The 26,771-nt window shown below is 63.1% G+C and carries 27 protein-coding genes; 15 read left to right on the top strand and 12 right to left on the bottom strand.

The features are described from left to right. The first annotated feature begins 64 nt into the window (after positions 1-64). From F758_RS0117155 to F758_RS0117145, 3 genes are all read left to right on the top strand, one after another. The gene (locus tag F758_RS0117155) at positions 65-442 is read left to right on the top strand and encodes a winged helix-turn-helix transcriptional regulator (RefSeq protein ID WP_024509017.1); all 378 of its coding nucleotides are present in this window, start codon (positions 65-67) and stop codon (positions 440-442) included. 66 nt (positions 443-508) lie between these two features. Next, complete coding sequence (locus tag F758_RS0117150; RefSeq protein WP_024509016.1) at positions 509-1,903, top strand: DegQ family serine endoprotease; 1,395 nt, start codon at positions 509-511, stop codon at positions 1,901-1,903. Then, positions 1,900-3,237 carry a replication-associated recombination protein A gene (locus tag F758_RS0117145; protein ID WP_024509015.1) on the top strand — a complete coding sequence of 446 codons (1,338 nt, stop codon included), beginning with the start codon at positions 1,900-1,902 and terminating at the stop codon, positions 3,235-3,237. The genes F758_RS0117150 and F758_RS0117145 overlap by 4 nt, the downstream gene beginning before the upstream one ends. A gap of 3 nt (positions 3,238-3,240) precedes the next feature. On the opposite strand, the gene F758_RS0117140 is transcribed toward F758_RS0117145, so the two are convergent. Next, positions 3,241-4,185, bottom strand: coding sequence for an alpha/beta hydrolase (locus F758_RS0117140; protein ID WP_024509014.1), 945 nt, complete (start codon positions 4,183-4,185; stop codon positions 3,241-3,243). 110 nt (positions 4,186-4,295) lie between these two features. On the opposite strand from F758_RS0117140, the gene F758_RS0117135 reads away from it, so the two are divergent. Next, positions 4,296-5,504: an RluA family pseudouridine synthase gene (locus F758_RS0117135; RefSeq protein WP_024509013.1), complete on the top strand. Its 1,209-nt coding sequence runs from the start codon at positions 4,296-4,298 to the stop codon at positions 5,502-5,504. 572 nt (positions 5,505-6,076) lie between these two features. After that, positions 6,077-7,840, top strand: coding sequence for a hypothetical protein (locus F758_RS0117130; protein ID WP_198026515.1), 1,764 nt, complete (start codon positions 6,077-6,079; stop codon positions 7,838-7,840). A 68-nt stretch (positions 7,841-7,908) separates the two neighbouring features. On the opposite strand, the gene F758_RS0117125 is transcribed toward F758_RS0117130, so the two are convergent. Further along, positions 7,909-8,739, bottom strand: coding sequence for a class I SAM-dependent methyltransferase (locus tag F758_RS0117125; protein WP_035722319.1), 831 nt, complete (start codon positions 8,737-8,739; stop codon positions 7,909-7,911). Positions 8,740-8,954: 215 nt separating this feature from the next. Next, positions 8,955-9,479 (bottom strand): class I SAM-dependent methyltransferase, encoded by a 525-nt coding sequence (locus tag F758_RS0117120; protein WP_198026514.1) that lies wholly within the window; start codon positions 9,477-9,479, stop codon positions 8,955-8,957. Positions 9,480-9,837: 358 nt separating this feature from the next. Between F758_RS0117120 and F758_RS0117115 the strand changes: the two genes are divergently transcribed. Together F758_RS0117115 and F758_RS0117110 are read left to right on the top strand one after the other, a co-directional pair. Next, on the top strand, positions 9,838-11,307 hold the full coding sequence (locus F758_RS0117115; protein ID WP_024509009.1) for a L,D-transpeptidase family protein: 1,470 nt from the start codon (positions 9,838-9,840) through the stop codon (positions 11,305-11,307). Between the two features lie 153 nt (positions 11,308-11,460). Next, positions 11,461-12,684 carry an NAD(P)/FAD-dependent oxidoreductase gene (locus F758_RS0117110; RefSeq protein ID WP_024509008.1) on the top strand — a complete coding sequence of 408 codons (1,224 nt, stop codon included), beginning with the start codon at positions 11,461-11,463 and terminating at the stop codon, positions 12,682-12,684. A gap of 96 nt (positions 12,685-12,780) precedes the next feature. On the opposite strand, the gene F758_RS0117105 is transcribed toward F758_RS0117110, so the two are convergent. Beyond that, positions 12,781-13,206: a hypothetical protein gene (locus F758_RS0117105; protein ID WP_502689158.1), complete on the bottom strand. Its 426-nt coding sequence runs from the start codon at positions 13,204-13,206 to the stop codon at positions 12,781-12,783. A gap of 152 nt (positions 13,207-13,358) precedes the next feature. Between F758_RS0117105 and F758_RS0117100 the strand changes: the two genes are divergently transcribed. The 4 genes from F758_RS0117100 (at position 13,359) to blaOXA (ending at position 17,043) form a co-directional block, all read left to right on the top strand. Further along, positions 13,359-14,153: an ATP12 family chaperone protein gene (locus F758_RS0117100; RefSeq protein ID WP_024509006.1), complete on the top strand. Its 795-nt coding sequence runs from the start codon at positions 13,359-13,361 to the stop codon at positions 14,151-14,153. A gap of 54 nt (positions 14,154-14,207) precedes the next feature. Continuing rightward, entirely contained in the window at positions 14,208-15,884 is a 1,677-nt protein-coding gene (gene fliK, locus F758_RS0117095; protein ID WP_024509005.1) for a flagellar hook-length control protein FliK, read from the top strand. After that, on the top strand, positions 15,881-16,153 hold the full coding sequence (locus F758_RS0117090; RefSeq protein ID WP_024509004.1) for an EscU/YscU/HrcU family type III secretion system export apparatus switch protein: 273 nt from the start codon (positions 15,881-15,883) through the stop codon (positions 16,151-16,153). The genes fliK and F758_RS0117090 overlap by 4 nt, the downstream gene beginning before the upstream one ends. Before the next feature lie 71 nt (positions 16,154-16,224). Further along, positions 16,225-17,043, top strand: coding sequence for a class D beta-lactamase (gene blaOXA / locus F758_RS0117085; protein ID WP_024509003.1), 819 nt, complete (start codon positions 16,225-16,227; stop codon positions 17,041-17,043). 33 nt (positions 17,044-17,076) lie between these two features. On the opposite strand, the gene F758_RS0117080 is transcribed toward blaOXA, so the two are convergent. From F758_RS0117080 to F758_RS0117070, 3 genes are all read right to left on the bottom strand, one after another. Continuing rightward, positions 17,077-17,256 (bottom strand): hypothetical protein, encoded by a 180-nt coding sequence (locus F758_RS0117080; protein ID WP_024509002.1) that lies wholly within the window; start codon positions 17,254-17,256, stop codon positions 17,077-17,079. 169 nt (positions 17,257-17,425) lie between these two features. Continuing rightward, positions 17,426-17,914 carry a hypothetical protein gene (locus F758_RS0117075; protein WP_024509001.1) on the bottom strand — a complete coding sequence of 163 codons (489 nt, stop codon included), beginning with the start codon at positions 17,912-17,914 and terminating at the stop codon, positions 17,426-17,428. Between the two features lie 121 nt (positions 17,915-18,035). Further along, positions 18,036-18,464: a DUF4260 domain-containing protein gene (locus F758_RS0117070; protein ID WP_024509000.1), complete on the bottom strand. Its 429-nt coding sequence runs from the start codon at positions 18,462-18,464 to the stop codon at positions 18,036-18,038. A 142-nt stretch (positions 18,465-18,606) separates the two neighbouring features. On the opposite strand from F758_RS0117070, the gene F758_RS0117065 reads away from it, so the two are divergent. The 3 genes from F758_RS0117065 to F758_RS0117055 all read left to right on the top strand — a co-directional run bounded on the left by F758_RS0117065 (position 18,607) and on the right by F758_RS0117055 (position 21,586). Further along, positions 18,607-20,139 carry an acyl-CoA carboxylase subunit beta gene (locus tag F758_RS0117065; protein WP_024508999.1) on the top strand — a complete coding sequence of 511 codons (1,533 nt, stop codon included), beginning with the start codon at positions 18,607-18,609 and terminating at the stop codon, positions 20,137-20,139. 11 nt (positions 20,140-20,150) lie between these two features. Next, a complete protein-coding gene (locus tag F758_RS0117060; protein ID WP_024508998.1) occupies positions 20,151-20,501 on the top strand; it encodes a hypothetical protein in 351 nt (116 codons plus the stop codon). A 65-nt stretch (positions 20,502-20,566) separates the two neighbouring features. Then, positions 20,567-21,586: a nucleoside hydrolase gene (locus F758_RS0117055; RefSeq protein WP_024508997.1), complete on the top strand. Its 1,020-nt coding sequence runs from the start codon at positions 20,567-20,569 to the stop codon at positions 21,584-21,586. A 601-nt stretch (positions 21,587-22,187) separates the two neighbouring features. On the opposite strand, the gene F758_RS44120 is transcribed toward F758_RS0117055, so the two are convergent. Both F758_RS44120 and F758_RS0117040 read right to left on the bottom strand, forming a co-directional pair. Then, positions 22,188-22,643 carry a hypothetical protein gene (locus F758_RS44120; RefSeq protein ID WP_198026513.1) on the bottom strand — a complete coding sequence of 152 codons (456 nt, stop codon included), beginning with the start codon at positions 22,641-22,643 and terminating at the stop codon, positions 22,188-22,190. Positions 22,644-22,965: 322 nt separating this feature from the next. Beyond that, on the bottom strand, positions 22,966-23,427 hold the full coding sequence (locus F758_RS0117040) for a VOC family protein (RefSeq protein WP_024508994.1): 462 nt from the start codon (positions 23,425-23,427) through the stop codon (positions 22,966-22,968). 207 nt (positions 23,428-23,634) lie between these two features. Here F758_RS0117040 and F758_RS0117035 point away from each other — a divergent pair, with 207 nt between their 5' ends. Next, positions 23,635-23,949, top strand: coding sequence for a hypothetical protein (locus F758_RS0117035; protein ID WP_024508993.1), 315 nt, complete (start codon positions 23,635-23,637; stop codon positions 23,947-23,949). 364 nt (positions 23,950-24,313) lie between these two features. Here F758_RS0117035 and F758_RS47860 read toward each other — a convergent pair whose 3' ends face one another. From F758_RS47860 to F758_RS0117020, 3 genes are all read right to left on the bottom strand, one after another. Next, complete coding sequence (locus tag F758_RS47860; protein WP_084305467.1) at positions 24,314-24,544, bottom strand: GCG_CRPN prefix-to-repeats domain-containing protein; 231 nt, start codon at positions 24,542-24,544, stop codon at positions 24,314-24,316. A 220-nt stretch (positions 24,545-24,764) separates the two neighbouring features. Further along, a complete protein-coding gene (locus F758_RS0117025) occupies positions 24,765-25,772 on the bottom strand; it encodes an alpha/beta fold hydrolase (RefSeq protein WP_024508991.1) in 1,008 nt (335 codons plus the stop codon). Between the two features lie 135 nt (positions 25,773-25,907). Further along, complete coding sequence (locus tag F758_RS0117020) at positions 25,908-26,603, bottom strand: ArsR/SmtB family transcription factor (protein WP_024508990.1); 696 nt, start codon at positions 26,601-26,603, stop codon at positions 25,908-25,910. Positions 26,604-26,771: the final 168 nt, after the last annotated feature.

Genomic DNA, 26,771 nt, shown 5'->3' with positions numbered 1-26,771 from the left:
GACTTGGCAAGTACTGTAAATTCAGGGATATAGTCCCCGTTTGGATACTATTGGAAAACTCCTCATGAAAAGGCGGAATTTCGGGCATCGGCCGGGCTGTGCGGTCGAGGCGACGCTGGACCTGATCGACGGCAAGTGGAAGGGGGTCATCCTGTTCCATCTGCAGCAGGGCACGCAGCGCTTTGGCGAACTGCGCAGGCGGATGCCCGGCATCACCCAGCGCATGCTCACCAAGCAGCTCCGTGCGCTGGAGGACGACCGGCTGATCATCCGGAAAGTTTATGCCGAAGTGCCGCCGCGGGTGGAGTATTGCCTGTCCGAGATCGGCGAAAGCCTGCGCCCGGTGATCGACACGCTGAAAGAATGGGGCGAACGCCACCAGGAGCGTCTATCTTGCGCCCCCGCCCCGGGCGTCGCACAAGCGCCCGGCCGTGCGGCTTGACGCTCGCGCTTTCTCCCAACTGACCTTCCGCCCATGTCAGGGCAGTCATTTTCAGGACCTTTCCAGATGACGCTGATCCGCTTCCTTGCCGCGCTGTGTGTCTCCGCGCTGATTGCAACGCCCCTGGCCGCGCAGGACCGCCGTGTGCCGAGCTCACCCGCAGAGCTCAGGCTGTCCTACGCGCCGATCGTGCAGCGCGTGCAGCCGGCAGTGGTGAACGTCTACGCGGCCAAGGTCGTGCAGAATCACAATCCGTTCCTGGATGATCCGATCTTCCGGCGCTTCTTCGGCATTCCCGGCGGTCCGCAGGAGCAGATGCAGCGCTCGCTCGGCTCGGGCGTGATGGTCGATCCCTCCGGCCTCGTCGTCACCAATGTTCACGTCATCGAGGGTGCCGACCAGGTCAAGGTCTCGCTCTCTGACAAGCGGGAGTTCGAGGCCGAGATCGTACTGAAGGATTCGCGCTCCGATCTCGCAGTGCTGCGGCTCAAGGATTCCCACGAAAAATTCCCGACGCTCGATTTCGCCAATTCCGACGAGCTGATGGTCGGCGATGTCGTGCTCGCGATCGGCAATCCCTTCGGCGTCGGCCAGACCGTGACCCACGGCATCGTGTCGGCCTTGGCACGCACGCAGGTCGGCATTACCGATTACCAGTTCTTCATCCAGACCGATGCGGCGATCAATCCCGGCAATTCCGGCGGCGCGCTGGTCGACATGAGCGGCCACCTGGTCGGCATCAACACAGCGATCTATTCGCGTTCCGGCGGCTCGCAGGGCATCGGCTTTGCCATTCCCTCCAACATGGTGCGCGTGGTTGTCGCCTCCGCCAAGAACGGCGGCAAGGCGGTGAAGCGACCGTGGCTGGGCGCGCGGCTGCAGGCGGTGACGCCTGACATCGCCGACAGCCTCGGGCTGAAGACCCCGAGCGGCGCGCTGGTCGCAAGCATCGTGCCCAATTCTCCCGCGGCACGCGCCGGGCTGAAGTCGTCCGATCTCATCACGGCCATCGATGGTCAGACCGTCGAGGATCCCAATGCCTTCGACTACCGCTTTGCGACGCGTCCGCTCGGCGGCACCGCGCAGATCGACGTGGTGCGGGCGGGGCGGCCCACGAAGCTGACGGTGGCGCTCGAAACCGCACCCGACACCGATCGCAACGAGATTACGCTTTCGGGCCGCTCGCCCTTTTCCGGCGCAACCATCGCCAATATCTCACCGGCTGTGGCGGACGAGCTGCATCTCGATGCCGATACCGAGGGCGTCGTGGTCACCAACATTGCCGAGGATTCCGCCGCCGCCAATGTCGGCTTCCAGAAGGGCGACATCATCATGGCCGTCAACAACAGGAAGATCGCCAGAACCAGCGACCTCGATAAGGCGGCGCGCGAACAGGCGCGGCTGTGGCGCATCACGCTGGTGCGCGGCGGCCAGCAGATCAACGTGACCCTGGGCGGATGAGCGCGAAGCGACCACGCGATACCGGTTCAACCCTGTTCGCCGCGGCAGGGCTAGAGCAGGACGCGCCGCACCCGCTCCCCGACCGCCTTCGCCCGCGCAAATTGTCTGAAGTCGTCGGCCAGGATCACATCCTGGGGCCGGACGGCGCGCTGACGCGCATGCTGGAGACGCGCACGCTCGGCTCGCTGATCTTCTGGGGGCCGCCGGGGACTGGCAAGACCACGGTGGCGCGGCTGCTGGCGGATGCCACGGAAATGCATTTCGAGCAGATCTCCGCGGTCTTCTCCGGCGTGGCAGATCTCAAGAAGGCGTTCGATGCGGCGCGCGCACGGCGCGAGACGGGCAAGGGCACGCTGCTCTTCGTCGACGAGGTGCACCGCTTCAACCGCGCGCAGCAGGATTCCTTCCTGCCCGTGATGGAAGACGGGACCGTGGTTCTGGTCGGTGCCACCACCGAGAACCCCTCTTTCGAACTCAACGCGGCGCTTCTGTCGCGGGCGCGCGTATTGGTGTTTCATTCCCTCGATGCCGCCGCAATCGAAAAGCTGTTCAAGCATGCTGAGGAGGTCGAAAGCAAAAAGCTGCCGCTCGATGCGGAAGCGCGCGCCGCGCTGGTGCGCATGGCCGATGGCGACGGCCGCGCCGCGCTGACGCTTGCCGAAGAAGTCTGGCGCGCCGCGCGTCGCGGCGAGATTTTCAATGCCGCCCAATTGCAGGACATCCTGCAGCGGCGCGCGCCGATCTACGACAAATCGGCCGACGGCCACTACAATTTGATCTCCGCGCTGCATAAGGCGGTGCGCGGCTCCGATCCCGATGCCGCATTGTACTATCTCGCGCGCATGCTCGACGCCGGCGAGGACCCGCTGTTTCTGGCGCGGCGCGTGGTGCGCATGGCGGTGGAGGACATTGGCCTTGCTGATCCGCAGGCGCTGGTGATCGCCAATGCTGCCAAGGATGCCTACGACTTTCTCGGCTCTCCCGAAGGCGAACTCGCGATCGCGCAAGCCGTGATCTATGTCGCGACCGCGCCGAAATCGAATGCCGCCTACACGGCCTTTGGCGCGGCCAAGCGGGTGGCGAAGGAGGCGGGCTCGCTCTTGCCGCCGAAGCACATCCTCAATGCGCCGACCAGGCTGATGCAGGAAGAGGGCTACGGCACCGGCTACGAATATGATCACGACGCACCGGATGCCTTCTCCGGTCAGGACTATTTCCCGGAAAGCCTGGGACGTCAGACCTTCTACGATCCGCCCGAGCGCGGCTTCGAGCGCGAGATCAGGAAACGGCTGGATTATTGGGCCAAGCTCAGGCGGGAACGGTCAGGGAAGTAGCCGCTACTTTCCGCTTTTCACAAAATCCAGGATCTGGTCGGTCAGCCGCGTATCCGCGGTGTTGATGGAATAGACTTCCGACATATGGCTGTGCTGCGGCAGCAGCAGCGCGCGGACACAGCCGCTCTCCGCCTTACAGCGCGCCTCCTTCAGCAGATCGAACTGCTTGTTGAACCCGGGCGGGTCCAGCTCCGCGGTGACGATCATGAAAGGAATCCTCGTCGCTTTCAGGCCGTCCAGCGAAGATCGTTCCGCGTAGCGGGCCGGATCGGACCCAAAATAGGCCCTCTCGGGCTCGGCCAGCGGTGTCGCGGTGAGATCGTAGATGCCGGACACCATGATCGCGCCCTTGAGCCCGGCGTCTTTCAGCTTGTGAAATTCGGGATGTGACACGTAGGTCGCAACGTGTACCGCGCCGGCGGAATGGCCCATGAGATAAATCCGCGTGGGATCGCCGCCGCGCGCAGCGATATTCTCGATGACCCATTGAATGGCAGCGGCGATATCCTCGGCGCCCGCGGGCCAGGGCGATTGCGGTGCGAGGCGGTAATTGAGGTTGACGCCCACAAAGCCGTTCTTCACGGCCCACAGCATGACGTTGTCGTAGAACGAACTGCCGGAGATGTGCTTGTCGCCGGTAATAAAAGCGCCGCCGCGAACAAAGACCAGCACCGGGCGGGCGTCGGAGCGGGCCTCAGGCGCGAAGAGATCGAGCCGGCTCAGCTCCGCCGGCCCATATTGGATATCGCGCTCGACCGTGACGCCTGGATAGGGCTCCTTCTGCTGGAGGGGCGCGTAAAGCGCGGCCGTCTCGGGCGGATTAATGGTCCGGCCCATCTCGATCAGCCGCCAGGCGATGTCGTCGGGCATCGGACCCTCGGCTCGTACAGCCACAGTCAGGAGCAAGGTGACGCCAATGGCGGCGGTGACGAATTTTGCTGGTCTCATAAGGGCCTTGCTCGACTATCTTGAAGTCCTTTGCCCAACTTGCCCGATATCCGCGCGGATTTATACCGATTTCGCCGTGACGATTCGCGGCTTTTGCGCTAGGAGGCTTCATGAGCCGCCGCATCAAGAGAACCCAGTCAAACCCCCGCGCACGCGAGGATCGCAAGGCGCCGCGTCCGTTTCGCGAGCGGCCACATAGCGAACCGAAGGCGGGCTTTCGCGCGCCCGGCAAGGCTGCTCGCTTTGCCGCCGAACGCGGCGAGAAACGGCCTGTTGCACAACAGCCGGCGAAACCAGCCAAGTCCCCCGCAGAGCCGCTGCCGCTTCCGACCAAGGTGCAAACCGTGGTCGTGACCGCGGATGAAGACAACATGCGCGTCGACCGTTTTCTCGAGGCGCGTTTTCCCGGCCTGTCGTTCTCCCATATCCAGCGCATCGTCCGCAAAGGCGAGCTGCGCGTGAACGGCAAGCGCGCCGATTCCAAGGATCGGCTGCAGGCGGGGCAGAGCGTGCGCATTCCGCCGCTCCGGCTCGATGCGCCGAAGCTCGCGGGCGCATTGTCGGAAGCGGAACAGAAGACGCTTGCAGCGCTGAAGGAGATGACGCTGTTCGAGGACGACGATGTCCTCGTGCTCAACAAGCCGGCGGGCCTCGCCGTGCAGGGCGGCTCCGGCACCACGCGCCACGTCGATCAGATGCTGGAAGTCATGCGCGATGCGAAGGGCCAGAAGCCGCGGCTGGTGCATCGCCTGGACAAGGAGACCGCAGGGTGCCTGCTGGTGGCAAAGACCCGCTTCGCCGCCACCGCGCTGACCGGCTCTTTCCGGCATCGCTCGGCGCGAAAGATCTACTGGGCGCTGGTCGCGGGTGTGCCGAAACCGAAGCAGGGCCGCATCTCGACCTATCTTGCGAAAGAGGAGGGCGAGGAGGAGACGATCATGCGCATCGCCGCGCATGGCGATGAGGGCGCAAGCCATGCGGTGACCTATTATGCGGTGGTCGAGACCGCCGGCAACAAGCTCGCCTGGGTGTCGCTGAAGCCGGTCACCGGACGCACGCATCAATTGCGCGCGCACATGGCGCATATCGGTCATCCCATCGTCGGCGATCCCAAATATTTCAATCGCGAGAACTGGGAGTTTCCCGGCGGCCTGCAGAACCGCCTGCACCTGCTCGCGCGCCGCATCGTGATCCCGCATCCTCGCGGCGGGGTGATCGATGCCACCGCGCCGTTGCCGCCGCACATGCAGCAATCATGGAACCTTCTGGGGCTTGAGGCGAGCCGGTTCGATCCGATCGAAAACGCGCCCGAGGAGTAGAGGGCGATTTCAGTCGCGGCTCTGCGAAGCGTCGCGACTGGTCCGTTGGGCGCATGATCCGGGCCGAACACCCGCGTAAGCTCAAAGCGAAAGCCAGTTCCCCTCGCGAGGGGCGAAGCTTTTGCGCGCAGATCAGGCGCAATCGCGCGATCCCGCCCCGATGCTGCTGTGCAGCGTGCGGGATCGCTTTAGCCTAAATTTGTTATCGATCCGATTGACTCCGCGTGGAGGCGGCGTACCTTTTTCGGTGGATCGCGAACAGGCTTCCCACGCCAGCAGAGCCAGAGCGGGTCGCTCCCGTCAGCGCCAGTCAAAGTGGGGCGATACCACGCGTTAAGGTGCACCAGAACGGCGCTGGTAACAGCGCCGTTTCTTATTGCGCAGTCGGTCGATTGCCATCGCGCTCAGCCGCGAGGACACGCGCGCGGCTGTCGATGACTCCCGTCCGCGCGTCGCGCACAGCCGTCGCATCCCGTTCGCAATCCTGTAACAGACAGCGCGCAGATTGCGCCCCGCTGGCCCCACATGCGCTCACTTGGCCCTCGCATTTGCAACATTTCAGCATCGGCATAATGACAATGATGACAGAAGAATTGCGCCCGCTTGCGGGGCGTTCGCTGTTCGCATCGAGCTTTGCTTTGGCGCTGCTCGCCTCCACGATGCTCACCAGCACGGTCGCGCGTGCCGATGACGATGGGGTTCATTTCCGGCCCGGCCATCTGCTCGTCAGCCGTACCGCCTATGACAACAAGGCGGCCACCATCACCGCCGGCATCACCCAGTTGCCGCCGAACTGCGTGGCGCCGAATTGCGTCACCGCCACCGCGAACGGCACCTATCCGATGGTGTTCAACAACGTGCTCGTCGACGGCTCCTTCGGCATCACCGCGAAGATCATGCTCGACGAGCTCAGGCTCAACGGCCAGCCGGTGCGGTCGCTCGAAGTGCCGAACAGTGCCGAGCGCGGAATCAGCGCGAATAAGGACCAGCTCGTCACGAGCTTCCCATCGAAATCCGAGCTCGCGCTCAATCTGTCGCTCGATCGCCGCACCGTGTCGTTCATGGGTTACCTCGCCCCGGTCGATGCGATCGACGTTTCGAACTCCAACACGCCCGACGTGGTCGATCCGACCAACCCGGTGACGTCGTCTTATTCGCGCGTGATCGCCGAAGTGGACGAGAACGGCCATTTCCGCTTCACCAAGACCAACGCCTACAGCGGCAATAACGGCCGCGCCGCGATCCTGAACGACCAGCACGGTGCCAACGTGTTCTACACCGTCGGCAACGCCGGCAATGGCGGCAATCCGCAGCCGAACGGCATTATCGTCGGCGCCGGCGCGCAGATCATGACCGAGGCGCACGTGCCGCTCGCCCAGCAGCCGGATCCGGGCCTGCCGACGCCAGTGGGCAGCTTCAACATTACGCAGCTCGGGTTGAAGGCCGACAAGGTTGGTAAGGACACCAATTTCCGCGGCCTCACCGTGTTCAACAACGTGATCTACGTGACCAAGGGCTCGGGCGGCAACGGCGTCAATACGGTCTACTTCATCGATACCTCGGGTTTCGATGCCAACGGCAAGCCGCTGGCGTGCCCGAATGGCGCCGGTGTACCCAGCGCATCGGCGTCATTGCCGATCACGCCGATCGTCTATAACGCATCGCAGCTCCAGACGCTCGGCGTGACGCCTTACAATATGTGTGTGCTGAAGGGCTTTCCGACCAATCTCGCGAAAACCGCGACCACGTTCCCGTTCGGCATCTGGTTTGCCAATGCCAAGACGCTCTATGTGGCCGATGAGGGCAACGGCATCGCGACCTATGACGCCAGCTCGAAGACCTACACCGCCGCCGCGGCGCAAACGAGCGCCGGCTTGCAGAAGTGGGTGTTCAATGATGCGACCGGGAGCTGGACGCTTGCCTACACGCTGCAGGCTGGCCTCGATCTCGGCATGCCCTACACGGTGCAGGGCTATCCGACCGGCAACAATGCCGCGACCAATTTGCCGTGGTCACCCGCCACCGATGGCCTGCGCAACATCACGGGCCGCGTCAATCGCGACGGAACCGTAGCCATCTGGGCAACCACCTCGACCGTGAGCGGCAGCGGCGACCAGGGCGCTGATCCGAACAAGCTCGTGATGATCACCGACCAGCTTGCCGCGACAACTTTGCCCACGAACGAGAAGTTCGTCACCGTGCGCAGCGCGGGCTTCGCCGAAGCCCTCCGCGGCGTGTCGTTCACGCCGGGCACCGACTTCGACCACGACGAGGCGGATGCGCGCGGCTCGTGCGGCCACGACCACCACGCCGACGATTGTCGCGACGCGGACTGACCAAGCCGCGCGGGAGCCGTCCGGGCAGTCGCCGGAAATCAGTAAAGGCGGCGCGCGATGGGATCGCTTCATATCCCGTCGCGCTTCTCGGCACGGGCCGTTTTGTGATCTCCGTGCAAGCGCTTCGCGTTAGTCGACTTGACCGGACCGGGATCGAGCGAGGAGGGAATCGTTGGGATCTGATTGACCTGCCATACAGCCAGCGTACGCCCCTCGAAATCGGGAATCGCCATCAATGGTATAGGAAAGCGGAATGGCTTCAAAAGCAGGTTGATGTGTCTGAAATCACCTGATTGGATGTTGGAATTGAACCAGGTGGACGTATCCAGCGTAGCGATAAAATACGCGGCAGGAGAGGATTTCACATTCCTGATCAGCCGGGAGATATCAGCCAACGAAAGATGAAACAAAACCTCTCGGCAAATGATCACGTCACCAAATGGGATCGGCTCTTCACATGCATTCAAATGGCGAAAGGTAACTCTCTCTGTTTGATGCCTCGCTAAATTTGCGTCGACGATAGATCGTACGATATCGCATCCAATATATCGAAATGTCCCGCGAGCTACGACCTGCTGCATCCAATTGAAGTCACCGCAGCCGATATCGACCAGGCATGTGCATTCCAATTCGACAAGGAGCCCTTTTAGGGGCTCTATGATTTCGCAAGCTGCCAATAGGTCGGACCCCGGTCCAGACCTGGAGGTCCCCTGGTGCCCGCGCCAAACGTCCAATTGATAGATGTTGCTGAAGGCGCTCTCCAAGTCATGGTTTCCCAACAAATGGAGCGTCTTGTTTCCCCGAAGGGCTTTGACCAGACGATAGAGCCGGCCGAGGCCGGCGACGTGCATGACATGCCGGACAATCTCTTTTATCGAGCGCCAGTGGCTTTCCCTCATTGAGGACGCCCCTCATTTATGCGGCAGGGCGGGTGATCGATCGCATGCACATCGGCGGGAATTGACTGCCCACTCCAAAGCGTCGTTCACGATACAGCCGCTGCTCGCGCACAACAACCATCTGTCGTCCAAATTGTGCGGCACCGGGATTGGTGCGACCTCATACGCCGGTCTCGCTTCAGCGCTTGATGGCGTTTGCTCTGCGGACCTTCCGCTCAAAGCCTGCGGTAGGTGTCATAAACATGCGTGCATCCCTCGACGACGTAACGAGCGGTAACGCCAGGCAGCGGTGCATGCTCAAATCGCCGGTTCGCGAGGGCCAATTTCAGCGGGTCGGATATTCGGTCCGTATTCCATCCGATCAGAAGCCAGCCGTCTGGTTTGGTGACCGCAGCCAGGGCTTCGAATCCCCGCAGCTGATCGGCTGGACGATCGACGCCATATCCAAGCACGCCATTGCACAGCACGGCGTCGAAATAGTTCGCCGGAAATAGCTGCTCCAGCTTCAACATGTCGCCGGTTATGTGGTGCCCCGGCCTGCCAAAGGGTTGCATCTCAGGGTCGATATCGATCGACCAGCACTCCGCACCCTTTTGTTCGATGAGATCATAATACAACGTTGTGTAGGGCCGGCATCCGATCCAAAGGACTCTTGAGGTGTTCGCCATGGCGCGTGTTTGGCCAAGTGCTGGAAATATTGTCTCCAGAAGGATCGCGCGGTCGGGAAAGCGGCGCATCATGCGCGTCTCCACAATCTGCCGCGCCCAATCGCGCATGCCGGCTGGAAGAGGCCCAGCGGCAATGCGCAAAATCCTGATCATCAAGCGCCGGGATTTTGACATGGCTTTTTATCGGCCGCCGAAGCCGCGTCGGCGATTACCACATCAGCGGCGGGCCACCTTCGAACGACCTTCTATCTCATGCACCTCGAAGGTCAATTCCCGCTGGAGCCTACGCGGAACCATTCCATCACATTGGGAAAGTTCCGAGTTGGCTGATTCAACCGAATGGGGTTAGTCTGGTCAGGCGCAAGCCGGCGTAGTCTGATCAGATGAGACGGGCATGACGTGTGGCCTTTTGAGATCGAAGCCCAAGCGCATGCCGATACGTGCCGCGCATCTTGCGATCGCCGTTCTGGCTGCGCTGATCGCGACGGGCGATCCTGCCGGCGCCAGAGGCAGGGGCAGTGAACGCTCGGTCGAGGCCGTGGAGTCGCGCACCGCCGGCGAGCCGATCATGGCCATCGTTTCGCTGCAGCGGCAGCGGATCACCGTCTACGACGCCAATGGTTGGATCTTGAGGGCACCGGTGTCGAGCGGGCAGAAGGGACGCGAGACGCCTGCCGGAATCTTCAGCGTCATCCAAAAGGATGCCGAGCACTACTCGAACATCTATGACGACGCTTACATGCCGAATATGCAACGCCTCACCTGGTCCGGCATCGCGCTCCACGGCGGTCCCTTGCCGGGCTATCCGGCATCCCATGGCTGCATCCGGATGCCCTTCGACTTCGCGGCGCGCCTGTTCGACGTGACAGACCTGGGCCTTCGGGTGATTGTCGCGCCGACCGATGTAGCCCCCGTCGAGATCACCCACCCACTTCTGTTCCAGCCAAAACCAGGTGCCGGCGCTTTGATCGCTGCGCGCATCGCGGAGGCGGACGAGGCGGCCAGAAAAGCCGATCAGGCGAGATCTGCCGCCGCGTCGGCGTTTCGGGAGGCCTCGAAGGCCATGGTGCCGGTGCGCACGGCGGAAAACCTAAAACTCAGAGCCGAGGCCGAACTGGCAACGGCAGAAACCGCGCGCGCCTCGGCGATCTCCGATGACGCCAAGCAACAGGCCGAAGATGCCAAGGCGAGGGCTGCCGCCAGGATCGCTGAACTGGAAGCGCAATTGGCCGCCGCCAAGGCGGAGTTGCAACCGAAGCTCGATGCCCGCGCGGCCGCGCGTGAGGCAGCGGAGGCGGCGCAGACTGCGCGCGCCGCTGCGGCCGAGGCGGCGCGTCAGGCCGCGCGCGAACTCGAGCCGGTATCGGTGTTGATTAGCCGCAAGACACAGAGGCTTTACGTCCGGCAGGGCTTTGAGCCCCTCTTTGATGCTCCGGTCACGATCGTTGATCCTGATCGTCCGATTGGCACGCATGTCTTCACCGCCATGGAGCGGACTGGCGGTGACGCCAAGATTCGATGGAGCGTCGTCTCGCTGGACGATGCAAGTGTGGACAGCGATGCTGATCCACACAGCAGGCGTCGCGGCGTCCAAAATGCCAAGCCGGCGTCGAGCGAGCCGGAGAGTGCAAAGGCCGCGCTCGACCGGATCGTCATTCCGCAGGACGTCCTGGATCGCATCCCAGGGATTGTGCCGCGATCGTCGCTGATCGTGACGGACGAGGCGTTGAGCACGGAGACCGGCAAGGGAACGGAGTTCGTGGTCCTGTTGAGCGGCGAACCGCAAGGAGGAATCAAGTTCCGACGACGCGCTCCCGCGACCGAATTCGGCTACGCGCGTCCGCGCGAACGCCAGCCGTTTTGGGGCTCACCTTTCGGCGCTCCATTCTCTACTTGGTGAGGGCTGGCCTTGCAGCGCATGTGGTCTCGAAAAGCTGGAGCATGATCCCGCGCCGCTGACCACGCGAAAATCAGACTGCGCTCATTCCGCAACGGCGGCCTCTCCGATATAGTCGCGTAAGCAGGGCTCGCTTGCAGTAAACCGGAGGGCAAGGTGCCGCGCATTTTGGTCCTTGGAGCGGGGTTCGCTGGCCTGTGGGCGGCTATCGGTGCGGCGCGTAAACTCGATCAAATCGGGCGGGCCGCATCCGAGGTCGAGATATTGGTCGTGGACCGAAACGATTATCACAACATCCGGGTGCGAAATTACGAAGTCGATCTGAGTGATGTTGCAATCCCGCTTGGCGAACTGCTTGATCCGATCGGCGTCAAGCATGTCGTCGCGGAGGTCGAAGCGGTCGATCCAACCACCCGGCAGGTGAGGCTAGCGATCGACCATGGCCAACAGTGTCTGGACTATGATCGACTTGTGCTGACGCTGGGCAGCCAATTGGTGCGACCCGCCATTCCCGGCCTGGCCGTCTACGGCTTTGACGTAGATACCTACGCGGCCGCTTCCAGACTCCGGGCCCACTTGGCGGAGCTTGGCAGACGGACGCCTTCGCTGGAACGCTCTACGGTTGTCGTGGTTGGAGCCGGCTTTACCGGTATCGAGGTTGCGACCGAGATGCCGGCCAAGCTCGACAGCGCGCACGTCTCCGGCCCGTATCGGATCATACTCGTCGATCCAAATTCGGATGTTGGCGCGACGATTGGGGTCAATGCGCGACCGACGATCCATGAGGCTCTCTTGGCGCTCGGCATCGAAACTCGGTTGAACGTTTCGGTGAGCGCGGTTGATGCAGATGGCATCAGCCTCAGCTCGGGCGAGTTCATCGCGACCGACACAGTGGTGTGGTGCGCAGGGATGCGGGCAAGCCCGGTCGCCGCCGCATTAGGGACCACGCGAGACGACAAGGGTCGTCTTCTCGTGGATCAATTCATGCGCGCTACCGAATTGAAACACGTCTTTGCCGCCGGCGATATCGCTTCTAGTGTGGTCGATAGCGTTCACGCGACGGTCATGTCATGCCAGTTCGCCCGACCCATGGGACGCTTTGCGGGACACAATGTGGTCGCGGATCTGTTCGGTCTTCCCATGCTGCCTCTTGAGATCGACTGGTATGTCACCGTGCTCGATCTTGGCGCGTGGGGTGCGCTCTACACCGTCGGCTGGGATCGCCAGGTCCACACGGTCGGCGCATCCGCCAAGCTGACCAAGCAAACCATCAATCACAAGCGAATTTATCCGCCGCGAACACGCGACCGCTCGGATCTCCTCGCCGCGGCCGCCCCGACCATCCAGGGCCCACCGGGCTCGCGGACATCGACTGCATAGTCGGAAGCCGCGCGCACGATCTTGCGCTGATCAACTCGTTGCGGCCGCGGTCGTCGAGAAGAGGTTCGGAGCGCAATAATCGGGAGATGCAGGTCCTCAGTTCCTGATTTGCTCGAGAAACATCCGCAAGGAATCATACGGGCTTTCGACGTCCATGATCAGCCAGCCCTCCGGTCCCTTGACCAGAATGAAATTGAGGCTGACGCGGCGGCCTTCATTGTCGAAGGCGACGGCCACGAAGGTCTTGTCGTATTGTTTGCGCAAAATCGAAATCGAGATGGCGGAAAGCTTCCAGGTCGGGCTCTGCACCAGAAAGTCGTAGGGCTCGTTCTTCACGGAAGTCCAGGGTACGCGCAGGCTGGGATCGAAGAATTTTCGCGCGGTGTCCTGGTCGCGCGGCAGTCCCTTGGACAGTTCGGGTGCGCCGTCGCCGTAATGGGCATAGACATTGCGGACCAGCGATTCCGGCGAACGGAACCCTGCCTCGGCGCGGCAGGCGCTGAGGCCCACAAGCAGGATCACTCCGGCCCGAATGCTCCCTCGCAACCCAAATCCTTCAGCGCGAATATTCCGCTAGCCGAACTTTCGAGAACCCACCGCTCGCTTTATTTCAGGCCCATGCCTATCATAGATGGCGGCAAATCTTGACGCGGCCAAAGGAAGCGAAAAATCACATGCGTGAACTGTTTGACGAAGTGGCGGGCCAGTCGCCACTCGACCCGCAGGAGGCGGCGCGGCGGGCGGCCCGCGCGCCCCAGAGCAAGCGGTTCTATGCCAAGGCCGATGTGATCGAGGCCGAAAACGGCTTTGCGGTAGCATTGGATGGCAGGCCCATCCGCACGCCCTCGGGGCGCGTCGTCACTGCGCCGGCGCGGGGGATCGCGCAAGCGATTGCGGCCGAATGGGAGGCGCAACAGGACGCCATCGATCCGCTGACCATGCCGATGACCCGCTTTGCCAACAGCGTAGTCGAGGCGGTGGTCGACCGGGTTGGTCTTGTCGCCGAGGACATCGCCAAATACTTCAACTCCGATCTCCTGTTTTATCGCGCCGGCCATCCGGAAGGCCTGGTGGCACGCGAGGCCGAGCATTGGGACCCGGTGCTGTTCTGGGCGGCGGACGAGTTGGGTGCGCATTTCATCCTGGCTCAAGGCATCATGCATGTGCGCCAGCCGGAAGCGGCGGTCGAGGCCGCGCGCGCGGCCTTGCCCGATGAACCCTGGTCGATTGCCGCTCTGCACGTCGTGACGACGCTGACGGGCTCGGCGCTGCTTGCGATCGCGCTGCTGCACGGCGCGCGCGACCCCGACCAGGTCTGGGCCGCCGCGCATGTCGATGAGGACTGGAATGCGTCGCAATGGGGCGAGGACGAGGAGGCGGCGGAGCGCCGTGCGGCGCGGCTGGTCGATTTCCGCGCCGCCGCCGAGATCATCCGCATCATGAACCAGAGCGAGCTGCGCGTCGGTTAAGGCGAGGTTTACGCACGACAGGTTAGGCTTCAAGCCTTCAGCCGAGTTCCGCGTATGGCCCTCTCCATCAACCCGACTCTTCCTGTCATTGCCGTCCAAGGCATCAGTCAAGGTGTCGGTGCCGGCACCGCGACCGGCGGCGTCGCGCTGCAGCCGGGCACGGTGGTCAATGCGGAGGTACTCAAGGTCGCCGACAATCTGGTGCAGCTTGCCATTGCCGGTCTGACGCTCGACGTACTCGCGGAAGTGCCGTTGACCGCAGGTCAGGCGCTGCAGCTCTCGGTCTCGCAAACCCAGGACGGCGGCGTCAGGCTCGCCATCGTCGGGCAGGGGCAGGGGACGGGCGCAGGCACGGCGCTCGCCACCATCACCGATACCGTGAGCCTCGCACCAAATGCGGTGGTGAATGCTGCGCCTATCGCATCACCGCTTGCGGCCGCGCCGAGCGATCCGCTGACGCCGCTCGAACGCATGGCGGTGTCTGTCGCTTCTGAAACCGCCGCGACCCGGCAGCAAAGCTTGGGCCCGCTGTTTGCCAATCTCACGGCCGCCGCGGCGTCCAACAGCCTGCCCCCAGCCCTGCAGCGGGCGGTGATGCATGTGCTGTCGCAGCAGACCAGCCTCGGCCCGAATCTCAGCGGCGGCGACATTCAGGCCGCGTTTCAGAAATCCGGGCTGTTTCTGGAGGCCTCGCTCGCCTCGCCATCATCTCTGCCATCCGGCGGCATTCCCGACCTGAAGGCCGCGCTGATCGTGCTGCGCGAGGCGCTGGCCGCGACGGTGAAGACCACAAGCGCGGCCCCGGCCTGGCCTTCGGCCGCAAGTCCGCAGGCCGGCATGGCCAGGCCGGCGACCTATGCAGCGGCCGCGCCGCAAGCTCCGCCGCTGTCGCCGGACATGAACGCGCAAGACCTCGGCCACGACATCCTGCTCCCGCAGGCGCAGCTTTCGCCCCCTCAGCAGGGTGTGGCCGGGAATGCGCAGATCCTGCTGTCCGACGCGCTGCTCAGCCTCGAAACCGGCTCGGCGAACACAGCCGCGGTGCTGACCCTGGTGCAGGAGGCGCTGCAGGAGATCCCGCGTGCCACGGGCGGCCCGACGGCCACCATCACCCTGCCGGATGGGCGCAGCGAGGACGTCACTCTTCACACTTTGACACCGCCGCCGCCGTTTCGCGGCGCGCTGCCGTCGGCACAGCCGGTCGCGACCCCCTCGATCCCGCAGAACGCGCCGCTGGCAACGGTCGCCCACCGCTTGCTGGAGGATACCGACGCGGCGCTGGCGCGCCAGACGCTCTTGCAGGTCGCCTCGCTGCCCGGCCAGGCCGATCCCTCCCAGACCCGCATCGATCCCACCCTGCAGCGCTGGAATTTCGAAATCCCCTTCGCAGCCCAGCAGGGCACCGCCATGGCACAGTTCGAGATTTCACGCGATGGCGGCGGGGGCGCCGAGCGCGAAGGCGCAAAACGGGTCTGGCGGGCGCGCTTCACGCTCGACATCGAGCCGGCCGGTCCGGTGCATGCGCTGGTTTCCTTGAGCGGCGAGCGCACCTCGGTGCGCATGTGGGCGGAACGGCCGCAGACCGCGGCGCGCCTGCGCGCCAGCGCCGCCGAGCTCAGCCAGGCGCTGAGCCGGGCCGAACTGTCGCCCGGCGACATCGTGATCCGCGAGGGCGTGCCGCCGCAACCGGCGCTCGCCAAGGCGGGCCATTTCCTGGACCGCGCGCTATGAACGCACCAGCCAAGAACCAGCTCGCGGTCGCGCTGCACTACGACCGCGATCGCAAGGGAGCGCCCACCGTCGTCGCCAAGGGCAGGGGCGCGATCGGCGCCAAGATCGTTGAGATCGCCAGAGAGCACGACATTCCGATCGAGGAGAACGAGGTGCTTGCGGGCGCGTTGTCCAATGTCGAACTCGGCGACGAAATTCCGGTGGAGCTCTACAAGGCCGTCGCCGAGGTCCTGGTGTTCGTTCTCAGGCTCAGCAGGCCCGCGGGCTGAGCCTCGCCTTGCTTTCACCACGATCGCATCAGCATCGTCGCGGCCGTTTTTCAACCGGAATGGAGCCAGTCGTGATCGACCGTCGTCATGCGCTAACACTTCTGGCCGCGGCGACCTTATTGCCCCGCCGCAGCCTCGCCGACATCGCACCGATGAACAGCGAGATTCGCGAAGGCCTGGCGACGCGCTTCAGCGATGACGGGACGGCGGGCACCTTCGTCGCCTACAAGGTCGATGACTATCTCATCATCGCCAGCGACAGGGAGCGCTCGGGCGAACCGCAACTGCCGGCCTCGACCTTCAAGATCGCGAATTCGCTGATCGCGCTGGAAACCGGTGTGGTGCAGGATCCCGACAAGGACGTGTTCAAATGGGACGGCGTGAAACGTCCGATCGAGGCCTGGAATAAGGATCACACCATGCGCTCGGCGATCGCGGCCTCGGTCGTTCCGGTCTATCAGGAAATCGCGCGCCGCATTGGCCAGGAGCGGATGCAGAAATATGTCGATCTCTTCGACTATGGCAACCGCGACATCGGCGGCGGCATCGATCAGTTCTGGCTCACCGGCAATCTGCGCATCGATCCGGTGCAGCAGGTCGATTTCGTCGACCGCCTGCGCCGCGGCGCGTTGCCGATTTCCAAGCGCAGCCAGGATCTGGTGCGCGACATTCTGCCCGTGACCAAAGTCGGTGACGCCGTCATCCACTTCAAGTCCGGGCTGGTCGGCGCCGAGCGCGGCGAGCCGTCGCTCGGCTGGATGGTCGGCTGGGCCGAGAAGGGTTCAGCGCAAACCGTGTTCGCGCTGAACATGGATTGCCGCGAGCCGCGCCACATCGCCGACCGCATGACCTTGATGCAGGCCTGCCTGCGCGACATCGGGGCGATTTAGGGCGTGATGGGTCGAAGCGGATGCTCGTCTCGGCTAAGCGGCGAGCTCAATGCGCGGCGCCGGTGACAGCCGGGCCTCTTCGATAAAATCCAGCGAACCGTCCTTCTCGATCGCGTAGAGCTGCTGGCCATCCTTTGACCGGAAGATGGCACGGACAATGCCGCGCCGCCCCTTGTCGCTGTTGACCACATCTCCAAGCACGAACTTCTTCATCTCACGAATCCTGCACGAGTTAGCAGGGCGAACGCCCTCATCAAAGCAGGGATTCTTCAGAAGAAATATCTAACGATCCGCTAATCTCGGCTCGGGTGCCCGCGGGCAAAGAGGGGGGCAGATCGCCCAACATCGCGCGAGGCGCGCCCGCGCGACGGGCAATCTGGCGTCAACGCCGCGCCAGCGTCAGCGATACCGCCCTCACATCGGTGCCGGCCGGGCGGATGACGATGCTCTGCCGATCGCCGCGCGTCGTCAGCGACAGGTTCGCCGCGAAATTCTGGCCCTGCGCCGAAGCCTCGATATGATCGCCGATCGCGCGTCCCGAGATCGAGCCGGACGCATTGCGGCTGGCCTCGCTCCACGAGCCGGAGATCGCGCTGCCGCGCGCCTGCACGTCGCCAGCCAGATCGAAATTATAGCTGGGGCTCGCGCAGCGGATGTTGAGGCGAAGCGCCTCGCCGCCGCCGGCGGGGTCATAGGCGGCGCGGCAGCGCAGCCGCTCCTGCTGGCCGTCGGCCATGCTCAACGTGCCGCCGCCGATCCACGAGCCCGCCATGGCCCTGAAGGGAGAGTTGATGGCTGCCTGAGCGGCGCTGCCGGCGATCGAAAGCGACATCACCAGCAAGCCCGTTCGCGCCAGATTGGAAGCAGTCATGGTCGACCTCCGTTCGGTTTGGCACGTCAACTCCGCAATGTTGAAGGAGTTCAATCCGGTTCCACGGCCTGCCGGCGCTGGTCTGCATCAGGGCCGGTGCACGGCCTGCGGCAACTCGCCGTCAGGCCTGGCCTTGCGCGCGGCCGATGCGGCCGAGATGGGTGAAACCGAAACCGGCCTGATATTTCAATCCATAGCCGAGCGCGCGATCGATGCCGATATGGGCGAGCCAGATCATCGCGATCGATAGCGTCAGCGGTTCGCCGAACGCAAATCCCGTCGTCATCAGCGCCACCGGCGCCATGTAGCTGTGGGCCGCGTTGTAGATGACCGCGCCGGTCTTGGGATTGTCGAGATAGGCGATGAAGCTGAGATCGGGCGCGAGAAACAGCAGCGCGAACACCCACCAGGAGCCACCCCAGACGTCGTAGAGCACCACCATGCCGGCGAATAGCGTCAGGCCTTCGAGTCGGAGCAGGATCTTCACCCCGCCCGTGACGGCGCCGGCCGGAGCGGGCGCGGTGCTGGCGGCCATGGTCGTTTCGGTCATTTCTGTCGCTCCCCGTTTCGATTCGAGACCCCTTCTAACGCGTATTAGGGGCTTTCGGATGGGCAGAATGCGCCTTCCGATTTGCGAAATGGCCGTGTAGAACCCCTCAAAACCATCCTAATGCGGGGACGGGCGAAGGCCAATGAAAGACATTCTGGACACCCTTGAAGAGCGGCGCGCCGGGGCTCGCCTTGGCGGCGGCGAGAAGCGCATCGAGGCGCAGCACAAGCGCGGCAAGCTGACCGCGCGCGAGCGCATCGAGCTGCTCCTCGACAAGGGCAGTTTCGAGGAGTTCGACATGTTCGTCGAACACCGTTCCTCCGAGTTCGGCATGGAGAAAACCAAGATCCCGGGCGACGGCGTCGTCACGGGATGGGGCACCGTCAACGGCCGCAAGACCTTCGTCTTCGCCAAGGATTTTACGGTGTTCGGAGGCTCGCTCTCCGAAACCCACGCGCAGAAAATCGTGAAAATCCAGGACATGGCGATGAAGGCGCGCGCCCCGATCATCGGGCTTTACGATGCCGGCGGCGCGCGAATCCAGGAGGGCGTGGCGGCGCTCGCGGGCTATTCCTACGTCTTCCGTCGCAACGTCATCGCCTCGGGCGTGATCCCGCAGATCTCCGTGATCATGGGCCCCTGCGCCGGCGGCGACGTCTATTCGCCTGCCATGACCGACTTCATCTTCATGGTGAAGAACACGAGCTACATGTTCGTCACCGGCCCCGACGTGGTGAAGACCGTGACCAACGAGGTCGTCACCGCCGAAGAGCTCGGCGGCGCCTCAGTGCATGCAACGCGCTCCTCGATCGCCGATGGCGCCTTCGAGAACGACGTCGAGACGCTGTTGCAGATGCGCCGGCTGATCGACTTCCTTCCCTCCAACAATACCGACGGCGTGCCGGAATGGCCGAGCTTCGACGATATCGAGCGCGTCGACATGTCGCTGGATACGCTGATCCCCGACAATCCGAACAAGCCCTACGACATGAAGGAATTGATCCTGAAGGTCGTGGACGAGGGCGACTTCTTCGAGATCTCCGAGGCGTTCGCGAAAAACATCATCACCGGCTTCGGCCGCATCGCCGGGCGCACCGTCGGCTTCGTCGCCAACCAGCCGATGGTGCTGGCGGGCGTGCTGGATTCCGACGCTTCGCGGAAAGCCGCGCGTTTCGTTCGTTTCTGCGACGCCTTCAACATCCCGATCGTCACTTTCGTGGACGTGCCGGGCTTCCTGCCGGGCACCGCGCAGGAATATGGCGGCCTGATCAAGCACGGCGCGAAGCTCCTGTTCGCCTATTCGCAGTGCACCGTGCCGCTGGTCACCGTGATCACGCGGAAAGCCTATGGCGGCGCCTTCGACGTCATGGCCTCGAAAGAGATCGGCGCCGACATGAACTACGCCTGGCCGACCGCGCAGATCGCCGTCATGGGCGCCAAGGGCGCGGTCGAGATCATCTTCCGCTCCGACATCGGCGATCCCGAGAAGATCGCCGCCCGCACCAAGGAATATGAGGATCGCTTCCTGTCGCCCTTCATCGCCGCCGAGCGCGGCTATATCGACGACGTCATCATGCCGCATTCGACGCGCCGCCGCATCGCCCGCGCGCTCGCGATGCTGCGGGACAAGCATGTCGAGATGCCCGTGAAGAAGCACGATAATCTGCCGTTGTGAGAGGGGGCGACATGTTCGTCCACAAGATGCCGGAATTCATTCCTGAGATAGTGGGGATCGGGGCGCAATACAAAGTGACGATCAACGAAAGATCGGGCGCACTGACTCCATTGTTTGCAAAGGAGAGAACCGGATCGGGTGTCGCGGCGCAGAAGGCCGATCGTTGGATTCTCGCAACGCTGATAGCTCTCTATGGTCAGCAGAGCTCTCCCCGAGGAAACCTCGATGCCGGCAGATTAAACCGACTTTTCGGCCGAGAAATAATCCCCGCTAGTCCAGAGGTGTTCGACCCAGCATCGTGTGATACTGATTTGCGGATCGCCTTTCCTAACGCCTTCACTTACGTGGCCACTATAGAATAGCTTGACTAATAGCAACGCATAGGCGGTAGCAAGATGCGTGCGGCTGTTCTGTTGGAGTGCGCCAAATGCGCCTTGTCAAACGGTCTCTCTTGTTCCCGCTCTTCTGCATCGCGATCGCGCCGCTGATATCGGGAGCTTTCGAAAAAGGGCCGCCGGCGCTCGCGGCGGAAGCCGCCCCGCGCCAGCAGCTCGTCATCATCGACACCGATATCGGCGACGACATCGACGACGCCTTCGCCATTGGCCTTGCCCTCGCTAGCCCGGAGCTGAAGATTCTCGGCATCACCTCGGCCTGGGGCGACACCGCCTTGCGCGCGCGGTTGCTCGACCGGCTCCTGTGCGACACCGGGCGCAGCGATATTCCTGTTGCGGTTGGTGTCGAGAAGCACGGTCCGGGCGAGGCGATGTTCAGCCAGGCGCGCTGGGCCGCGCGGCAGGCGGAGAAGGCCCATCCGGCGGCGGTTGATTTTCTGCTCGAGCAGGTCCGCCAGCATCCCGGCGAAATTACTCTGATCGGCATCGCGCCGCTGACGAATTTGGCCGCGGCGATGGAGCGTGATCCGGCCACTTTCAAGAAGCTGAAGCGGATCGTGATCATGGGCGGTTCGATCCATCGCGGCTACGGTGACCCTTACGCGCCCAATCCGCATCCCGATGCGGAATACAATATCGCGAGAGACGTCGCGGCGGCGCGCGCGGTCTTCAACGCCGGCGTGCCGCTCACCGTGATGCCGCTCGATGCCACGCAGCTCAAACTGGACGAGATGAAGCGGCAGCAGCTCTTCACCGAGAGCACAAATCTCACGGACGATCTGGCGCTGTTGTACCTGCAATGGGCCGAGGGATTCCGTCAGCAGACGCCGATCCTGTATGACGACGTCGCCGTGGCCTACGCGATCGATCCCGCGATGTGCCCAGCATCGCCTATGCGGATCGAGATAGACGACAAGGGCTTTACGCGCGCCGTTTCCGGTGCGGCGAACAGCTCCGTCTGCCTGAACTCCGACTCCGACCGGTTCTTCAACTTCTATATGCCGCGCCTGATGCAGCAGAAATTGGCCGGCTCGTGTGCGAAGTTGCCTTGAGCCGGAACCGGTCTCTCCTTGGGACGGCGCATGTGGCGCTGCAGGGATTTCGGCACTGCAATGAAAGGGCAGGGAGATTGATCTACTTAAATTCGTCGCGCGCCGGAACGGCGGATGCGGGCGGACGTTCGCAGAGCATGGAGACGCCATTGAGGTTGACACCATGAAGATGATTGCAAGCGCAATAGTGATCGTGCTGACGACCTCGGCCCTGCCAGCGTTGGCGCAATCGAGCAACAGCCCGAATGCAAGCCCGAATGTTACAGTTCCCAGCGGCCAGAATTCGGGTGCGGGAATACAGGGTCATCCGGGGAGCAAGAGCGGGCCAGCCGCGCGCTCGGGTACAGTCGGCTCCGCGACAGGGAATGAGGACAATTCCACGGTTCGGCAGCAGGACCCCGCGAAAATCCAGGGCATGCCTGGAAACAAGAGCGGCCCGCCCGCGAAGCGGGAGTAAGGGCCGCGCCCAGCCTCAACAGCGACGTAGGGCGGATTGAGCGTAATCCGTCGCTGTTGCTGCGCTCCAGGTGGAGCGCGGCTTTGTGTGCGGGCCCCGATCCAGACGGGGCCCGCCGGTCAGTTCGTATCTCTCACACGAGGCTTACTGCGCCGACTGCAGCGGCTTCCATCCCCATTGAGGTTGCGATGGGGCTTGCGGCATGGTTTCGGCCGAGGGCTGAGCGATCGTGTTTGTGTAGGAAGGTTGGCCCGGCATTCCCGGGCGGGGGGCTTGAGCCATGGCGCCAGCATGCATGGCCCGCGCAAGATGCAACGCGCATCCGCTCATCCTGCCCGTGAGCATCGCGTCCTGCGCCGCGGCGACCTCCCTTTCCGCGATGGACTTGCTGGGACTGTCAGCCATGGTCTCGACGGCGCCTTCCGCTCTGGCCAGGTTCTCGCCAGTGCATCCGACGCCGACCTTGGCGGCATGGACAGGCACGAAAGCATAGACGGTTGCAGCGACGGCGGCTGCTGCGAGCAAGTTTTTGACCACCTTACGTCTCCCTTTTCTTTTGCTTTTGCTGTCCGGCTTCATTGCCGGATCAGGGGAGAACATCGGCCAGCATCAATTCTTCCGACCGGGCTGCGATAGCCAGAATGACGTTTGCGCGACTCAAACGTGATCGGCAATGGTTGCAGAGCCTCATGCGCAACCGTCATTGCGGCTTGCAACAGGGCCGCGCGACCGCACCATCGAGGTGAGTTGAACCCAGGTCGCGCGAACGCGCGCCCGATGACAGATTCCGCAATCCATTCGTCGTCGTGATGGGTTCACTTTGCTCAAGCCATCCGAAGGACTGACCATTTGGATGCTGCGGCGGGCGCTCTCGCTTGATTTTTTGCTTCGCTCGCCCGCCGACAGATGCGACAGACGAGGCTTACGCCGCCTTGTTTTGCTGCTTCATAAATTCCTCCGCACGCTTCTTCAACTCGGTTGGCGGCACATCTTCGATATGGGTGCCGATGTGCCAGCGGTTGCCGGCCGGGTCCCTGACGCTGCCGCTGCGGTCTCCATAGAATTGATCCGCCGGCTCCATCAGCGAGCTGGCGCCTGCCTTGAGGGCCTTCTGATAGACCGCATCGACATTGGGTACGTACACATGCAACGCGTCAGTGGTGGCCTGCGCGCGTTCGGACACATCGGCGATCATCACGATGGAATCGCCGATCTTGAATTCCGCGTGCATGATCTTGCCGTCCGGCCGCATCATCGGCTCGAACAGAGGCTGGGCTCCGAAGGCTTCCTTCATGAAACGGATGATCTTCTCTGCGCCATCGACGACAAGATACGGCGTGATGGTGTGGTAGCCCTCGGGAACCGGTTTTGCTTTTGTTGCCATGGCTGTCTCCTCTGGTTTACTGGACATGGTTCACGTCAGGATGAACTCAGCCCCTGCGTCTCGTTTTTTTCCAAATCCTTCTCCTGTTCTTTGCAGAAAGTGTGACCGCCGTGTAACAAGCGTGATGGTCCGGCCACATGATGGATCGAGCCAATGCACGGGTTCCATCTCATCCGCGTAGGACAAAACAACCACGGGAGGAAACCTATGCCCGCCGCCTTCTTTGTCGTCCGCGCCACCGTGTCCGATGCTTCGAAGCGCGCCGCCTTCGACAAATGGTACGAGACCGAGCATCTGCCAGACGCCATCAAATCGTTCGGCGTGACGAAGGCGTGGCGCTTCTGGAGCCTGTCCGATCCTTCCCTGCACCAGGCGATCTATCAGTTCGATGATGAAACCTCGCTCGAGCGCATGCTGAAAGGCGAGGAGCTGAAGCGGCTGGTGAAGGATTTTGATCGCGACTGGCCCGGCATTCCGCGGACGCGAGAGACCTTTGTTCTGGCGCAGGAGGTGAGGGCGTAGGCGTCGCGCCGTGACCGTCGCAAAAAAACGACGTCCTGGGATTATGGTCCCGGCTTCGCGCGAGGCCTGTCATCGGGCCACCCGTTGGCTTGGCCGGGACGACGAGGTGATTTGCCCGCCGGGCCATCGGTTTCGAATCCACCGGACACGATGTTGCTCTCTCGGCCAAAAAGTCCGGGGCGTGTATCGTCAACAGAACAATGTACGATCTTCATCGTGCGGAGGCGCGGACGCTTCAAGGCAAGGCGATTGGGCAATGGCGATTCGCAAATGAGGCCGCGCCGGGTATTCGGCGCGGCCTTTGACTTGGCCAGATTTGACTTGGCAAGATTTGACTTGGCCAGATTTGACCTGGCAAGAATCGTCAGATCGGACGGCAGCGTCCGAAACGCCAAACAAAACCGCGAGGACAAAAGCGGTGGGGCGGTACGACCACGCGCGGTCCATACACGCGCGGCGGCGGCCCATAGTTGGGGCGGCAGGCGCCATACGGACCGCGGTGGAAGCCGGGTCCGCAGCCGCCGGCGGCATTGGCTGCGCCGCTGAAGCCCGCGACCGTGCCAGCGACGAGAGCGATAGCGACAAGATACTTCATGGATGTCTTCCTTTTTCTTGGAGCCGCATCAGAGCGTGACCCGGAAAAGCGGATACCGCTATCGAGGCGAGTGCGGCCCTTCTCATGTTGCGCGAGTCGACATGCAAAATCGTTGCGACATGTCGACACGCGCCACTGAGACTAAAGGACGCCAGCTATATGCCCGATGAACGCAGCCAGCAAAAACGGCATGGCGCATTGCGCCACATGCGCTTCCGAATCACTGCTTGAGGAATCCAAGCACCAGCTCGTCGTATTTCTGCGGCGCTTCGAGGAACACCAGGTGACCGGTGTTCGGGATCACCTCGGCGCGTGCATTGGGCATTTTGGCGGCGAGCGCCTGCGCCAGCTCGGCGTTATGGCCCATCTTCGGCCGCAGTGCTTCGGGAGCGTTCGGCCGGCCCGGTGCGTTGTGGTCGTCGGCACCCATGATGAACAGCGTCGGCTGGGTAATGAGCGGGATCTCGTGCGCCACCGGCTCGCGATAGATCATCTGTCCCGAGCTGACAAAGGCGCGCAGCCAGCGCGGATATTCGGCGCTGCCTTTGATGTTGAAGCGCGCATCGATGAACGGCGTGATCTGGTCCGGCGGCAGCTTGATGGCATAGTTAGTCTGAAGCTGCTTGCGGTAGCCCTCCGCGGTCAGCTTGTCCTCGTTCTCCAGGATCTTCTCGGTTGGCACCGGCGGCACATAGAGCCGGTAGTCCTCGAGACCAATCGGCGCGGTGAGCACGAGGTGCGCGACGCGATCGGGATAGGCGCGCGCAATCCGCACCGCCAGCATGCCGCCCATGGAATGGGCCACGATATCGGCCTTTTGGATTTGGAGATGATCGAGCAGCGCGATGGTGTTGCGCGCCAGCGTATCGAAATGCAATTCGCCCATCGGCTTGGAGGATTTGCCAAAGCCGATCTGGTCCGGCACCACCACGCGATAGCCGGCCTCGCTCAGCACCTTGATGACCGGCGCCCAATAGCTTGCCGGGAAGTTGCGCCCGTGCAGCAACACCACCGTACGGCCGTTCGGCTGATTGGGCGCCACATCCATGTAGGCCATGCGGAGTTGCTCCCCGTCATTGACCAGCGGCAGCAGGTTGACGGGATAAGGATAGGGATAACCCTCGAGCGCGATGCCATAGGGCTCGCGCGGCGCATCGGCCGCGTTGGCGGGCATGAAGGGTGAGAGCAGGGCGGCCACGACCAATGTCGCGGCAGGTAGGCGGTGCATTCGAAGAACTCCATCGTCATGCCTGGCTTCGCCGGGCATCCACGTCTCCACGGTGCGGCAGGCAATAAACACGCAGACGGCCGGGTCAAGCCCGGCGGTGAGGACAATGATTAGTCACACGCGAATGTTATTCTGTTATTCGCCGTTGCCAAACAGCGCGGCAAAACGCTTCTCGCCGGTTCGCGAAAAATTAACCACGCGGCTGCCGGGCGCGGGATCGCGGGCGGCCCATTTCAATTCGGTGAAGCGCGCCATCAGCGCAGCGCCCAGCATGCCTGCAAGATGATGACGCCGCTCGCTCCAGTCGAGACAGGCTTTGCACACCGGGCGGCGCGGGTGGGCCAGCATGTGGGGCGATATCTGCAGATTCTTTTCCAGGAAACGCTCGCCCTCGGGGGTCAGCTCGATATCCTGCTTCTTCTGCCGCACCAGTCTTTGTGCCTTCATGCTCTCGAGCATCCGCACACCGAGATCGCCGGCCAAATGATCGTAGCAGATGCGCGCGCGCCGCAGCGCCGGGTCCTTCGGTCCCGTGCGCACACGCATATGGCCGGCGCGCGCGGCAAGCCCGGCAAGACCTTCGAGGACGCCCGCAACATCGGGATCGGAGAGGCGGTAGTAGCGATGGCGGCCCTGCTTTTCCGGCTCGACCAGGCCACCGGCCTCGAGCTTCGCAAGATGGGAGCTTGCGGTCTGCGGCGTGATGCCGGCCTCCTGCGCGAGCTCGCTTGCGGTGAGCGCGCGGCCGCTCAGAAGCGCGGTCAGCATGTTGGCGCGGGCGGGATCGCCCACCAACGATGCAACCATGGCGATGTCGGGTCCGGCTTTCATGCTTCGATGATAACCGAAGCATTGATGAGGTGCAAGCGGCTATCGTCAGGAACGAAAATTGGCCGCCGTCATTGCGAGCCAACGGGTCGCGCGAACGTGCGCCCGATGACAGGCTCCGCGAGGCAATCCAGGGTCACGGGAGAGGTACTGAATTGCTTCGTCGCTACC

The organism is Bradyrhizobium sp. ARR65 (genome assembly GCF_000472385.1).
In the GTDB taxonomy this organism is placed as follows: Bacteria; Pseudomonadota; Alphaproteobacteria; order Rhizobiales; family Xanthobacteraceae; genus Bradyrhizobium.
Note: the sequence above shows the minus strand (reverse complement) of the source record. Positions and strands in the feature narration are given on the sequence as shown.

What these genes read in the sequence shown, in the direction of transcription:
- F758_RS0117155 (WP_024509017.1), top strand. Translation starts at nt 65, where the DNA reads ATGAAAAGGCGGAATTTCGGGCATCGGCCGGGCTGTGCGGTCGAGGCG.
- F758_RS0117150 (WP_024509016.1), top strand. Translation starts at nt 509, where the DNA reads ATGACGCTGATCCGCTTCCTTGCCGCGCTGTGTGTCTCCGCGCTGATT.
- F758_RS0117145 (WP_024509015.1), top strand. Translation starts at nt 1,900, where the DNA reads ATGAGCGCGAAGCGACCACGCGATACCGGTTCAACCCTGTTCGCCGCG.
- F758_RS0117140 (WP_024509014.1), bottom strand. Translation starts at nt 4,185, where the DNA reads ATGAGACCAGCAAAATTCGTCACCGCCGCCATTGGCGTCACCTTGCTC.
- F758_RS0117135 (WP_024509013.1), top strand. Translation starts at nt 4,296, where the DNA reads ATGAGCCGCCGCATCAAGAGAACCCAGTCAAACCCCCGCGCACGCGAG.
- F758_RS0117130 (WP_198026515.1), top strand. Translation starts at nt 6,077, where the DNA reads ATGACAATGATGACAGAAGAATTGCGCCCGCTTGCGGGGCGTTCGCTG.
- F758_RS0117125 (WP_035722319.1), bottom strand. Translation starts at nt 8,739, where the DNA reads ATGAGGGAAAGCCACTGGCGCTCGATAAAAGAGATTGTCCGGCATGTC.
- F758_RS0117120 (WP_198026514.1), bottom strand. Translation starts at nt 9,479, where the DNA reads ATGATGCGCCGCTTTCCCGACCGCGCGATCCTTCTGGAGACAATATTT.
- F758_RS0117115 (WP_024509009.1), top strand. Translation starts at nt 9,838, where the DNA reads ATGCCGATACGTGCCGCGCATCTTGCGATCGCCGTTCTGGCTGCGCTG.
- F758_RS0117100 (WP_024509006.1), top strand. Translation starts at nt 13,359, where the DNA reads ATGCGTGAACTGTTTGACGAAGTGGCGGGCCAGTCGCCACTCGACCCG.
- fliK (WP_024509005.1), top strand. Translation starts at nt 14,208, where the DNA reads ATGGCCCTCTCCATCAACCCGACTCTTCCTGTCATTGCCGTCCAAGGC.
- F758_RS0117090 (WP_024509004.1), top strand. Translation starts at nt 15,881, where the DNA reads ATGAACGCACCAGCCAAGAACCAGCTCGCGGTCGCGCTGCACTACGAC.
- F758_RS0117080 (WP_024509002.1), bottom strand. Translation starts at nt 17,256, where the DNA reads ATGAAGAAGTTCGTGCTTGGAGATGTGGTCAACAGCGACAAGGGGCGG.
- F758_RS0117075 (WP_024509001.1), bottom strand. Translation starts at nt 17,914, where the DNA reads ATGACTGCTTCCAATCTGGCGCGAACGGGCTTGCTGGTGATGTCGCTT.
- F758_RS0117070 (WP_024509000.1), bottom strand. Translation starts at nt 18,464, where the DNA reads ATGACCGAAACGACCATGGCCGCCAGCACCGCGCCCGCTCCGGCCGGC.
- F758_RS0117065 (WP_024508999.1), top strand. Translation starts at nt 18,607, where the DNA reads ATGAAAGACATTCTGGACACCCTTGAAGAGCGGCGCGCCGGGGCTCGC.
- F758_RS0117060 (WP_024508998.1), top strand. Translation starts at nt 20,151, where the DNA reads ATGTTCGTCCACAAGATGCCGGAATTCATTCCTGAGATAGTGGGGATC.
- F758_RS0117055 (WP_024508997.1), top strand. Translation starts at nt 20,567, where the DNA reads ATGCGCCTTGTCAAACGGTCTCTCTTGTTCCCGCTCTTCTGCATCGCG.
- F758_RS44120 (WP_198026513.1), bottom strand. Translation starts at nt 22,643, where the DNA reads ATGTTCTCCCCTGATCCGGCAATGAAGCCGGACAGCAAAAGCAAAAGA.
- F758_RS0117040 (WP_024508994.1), bottom strand. Translation starts at nt 23,427, where the DNA reads ATGGCAACAAAAGCAAAACCGGTTCCCGAGGGCTACCACACCATCACG.
- F758_RS0117035 (WP_024508993.1), top strand. Translation starts at nt 23,635, where the DNA reads ATGCCCGCCGCCTTCTTTGTCGTCCGCGCCACCGTGTCCGATGCTTCG.
- F758_RS47860 (WP_084305467.1), bottom strand. Translation starts at nt 24,544, where the DNA reads ATGAAGTATCTTGTCGCTATCGCTCTCGTCGCTGGCACGGTCGCGGGC.
- F758_RS0117025 (WP_024508991.1), bottom strand. Translation starts at nt 25,772, where the DNA reads ATGCACCGCCTACCTGCCGCGACATTGGTCGTGGCCGCCCTGCTCTCA.
- F758_RS0117020 (WP_024508990.1), bottom strand. Translation starts at nt 26,603, where the DNA reads ATGAAAGCCGGACCCGACATCGCCATGGTTGCATCGTTGGTGGGCGAT.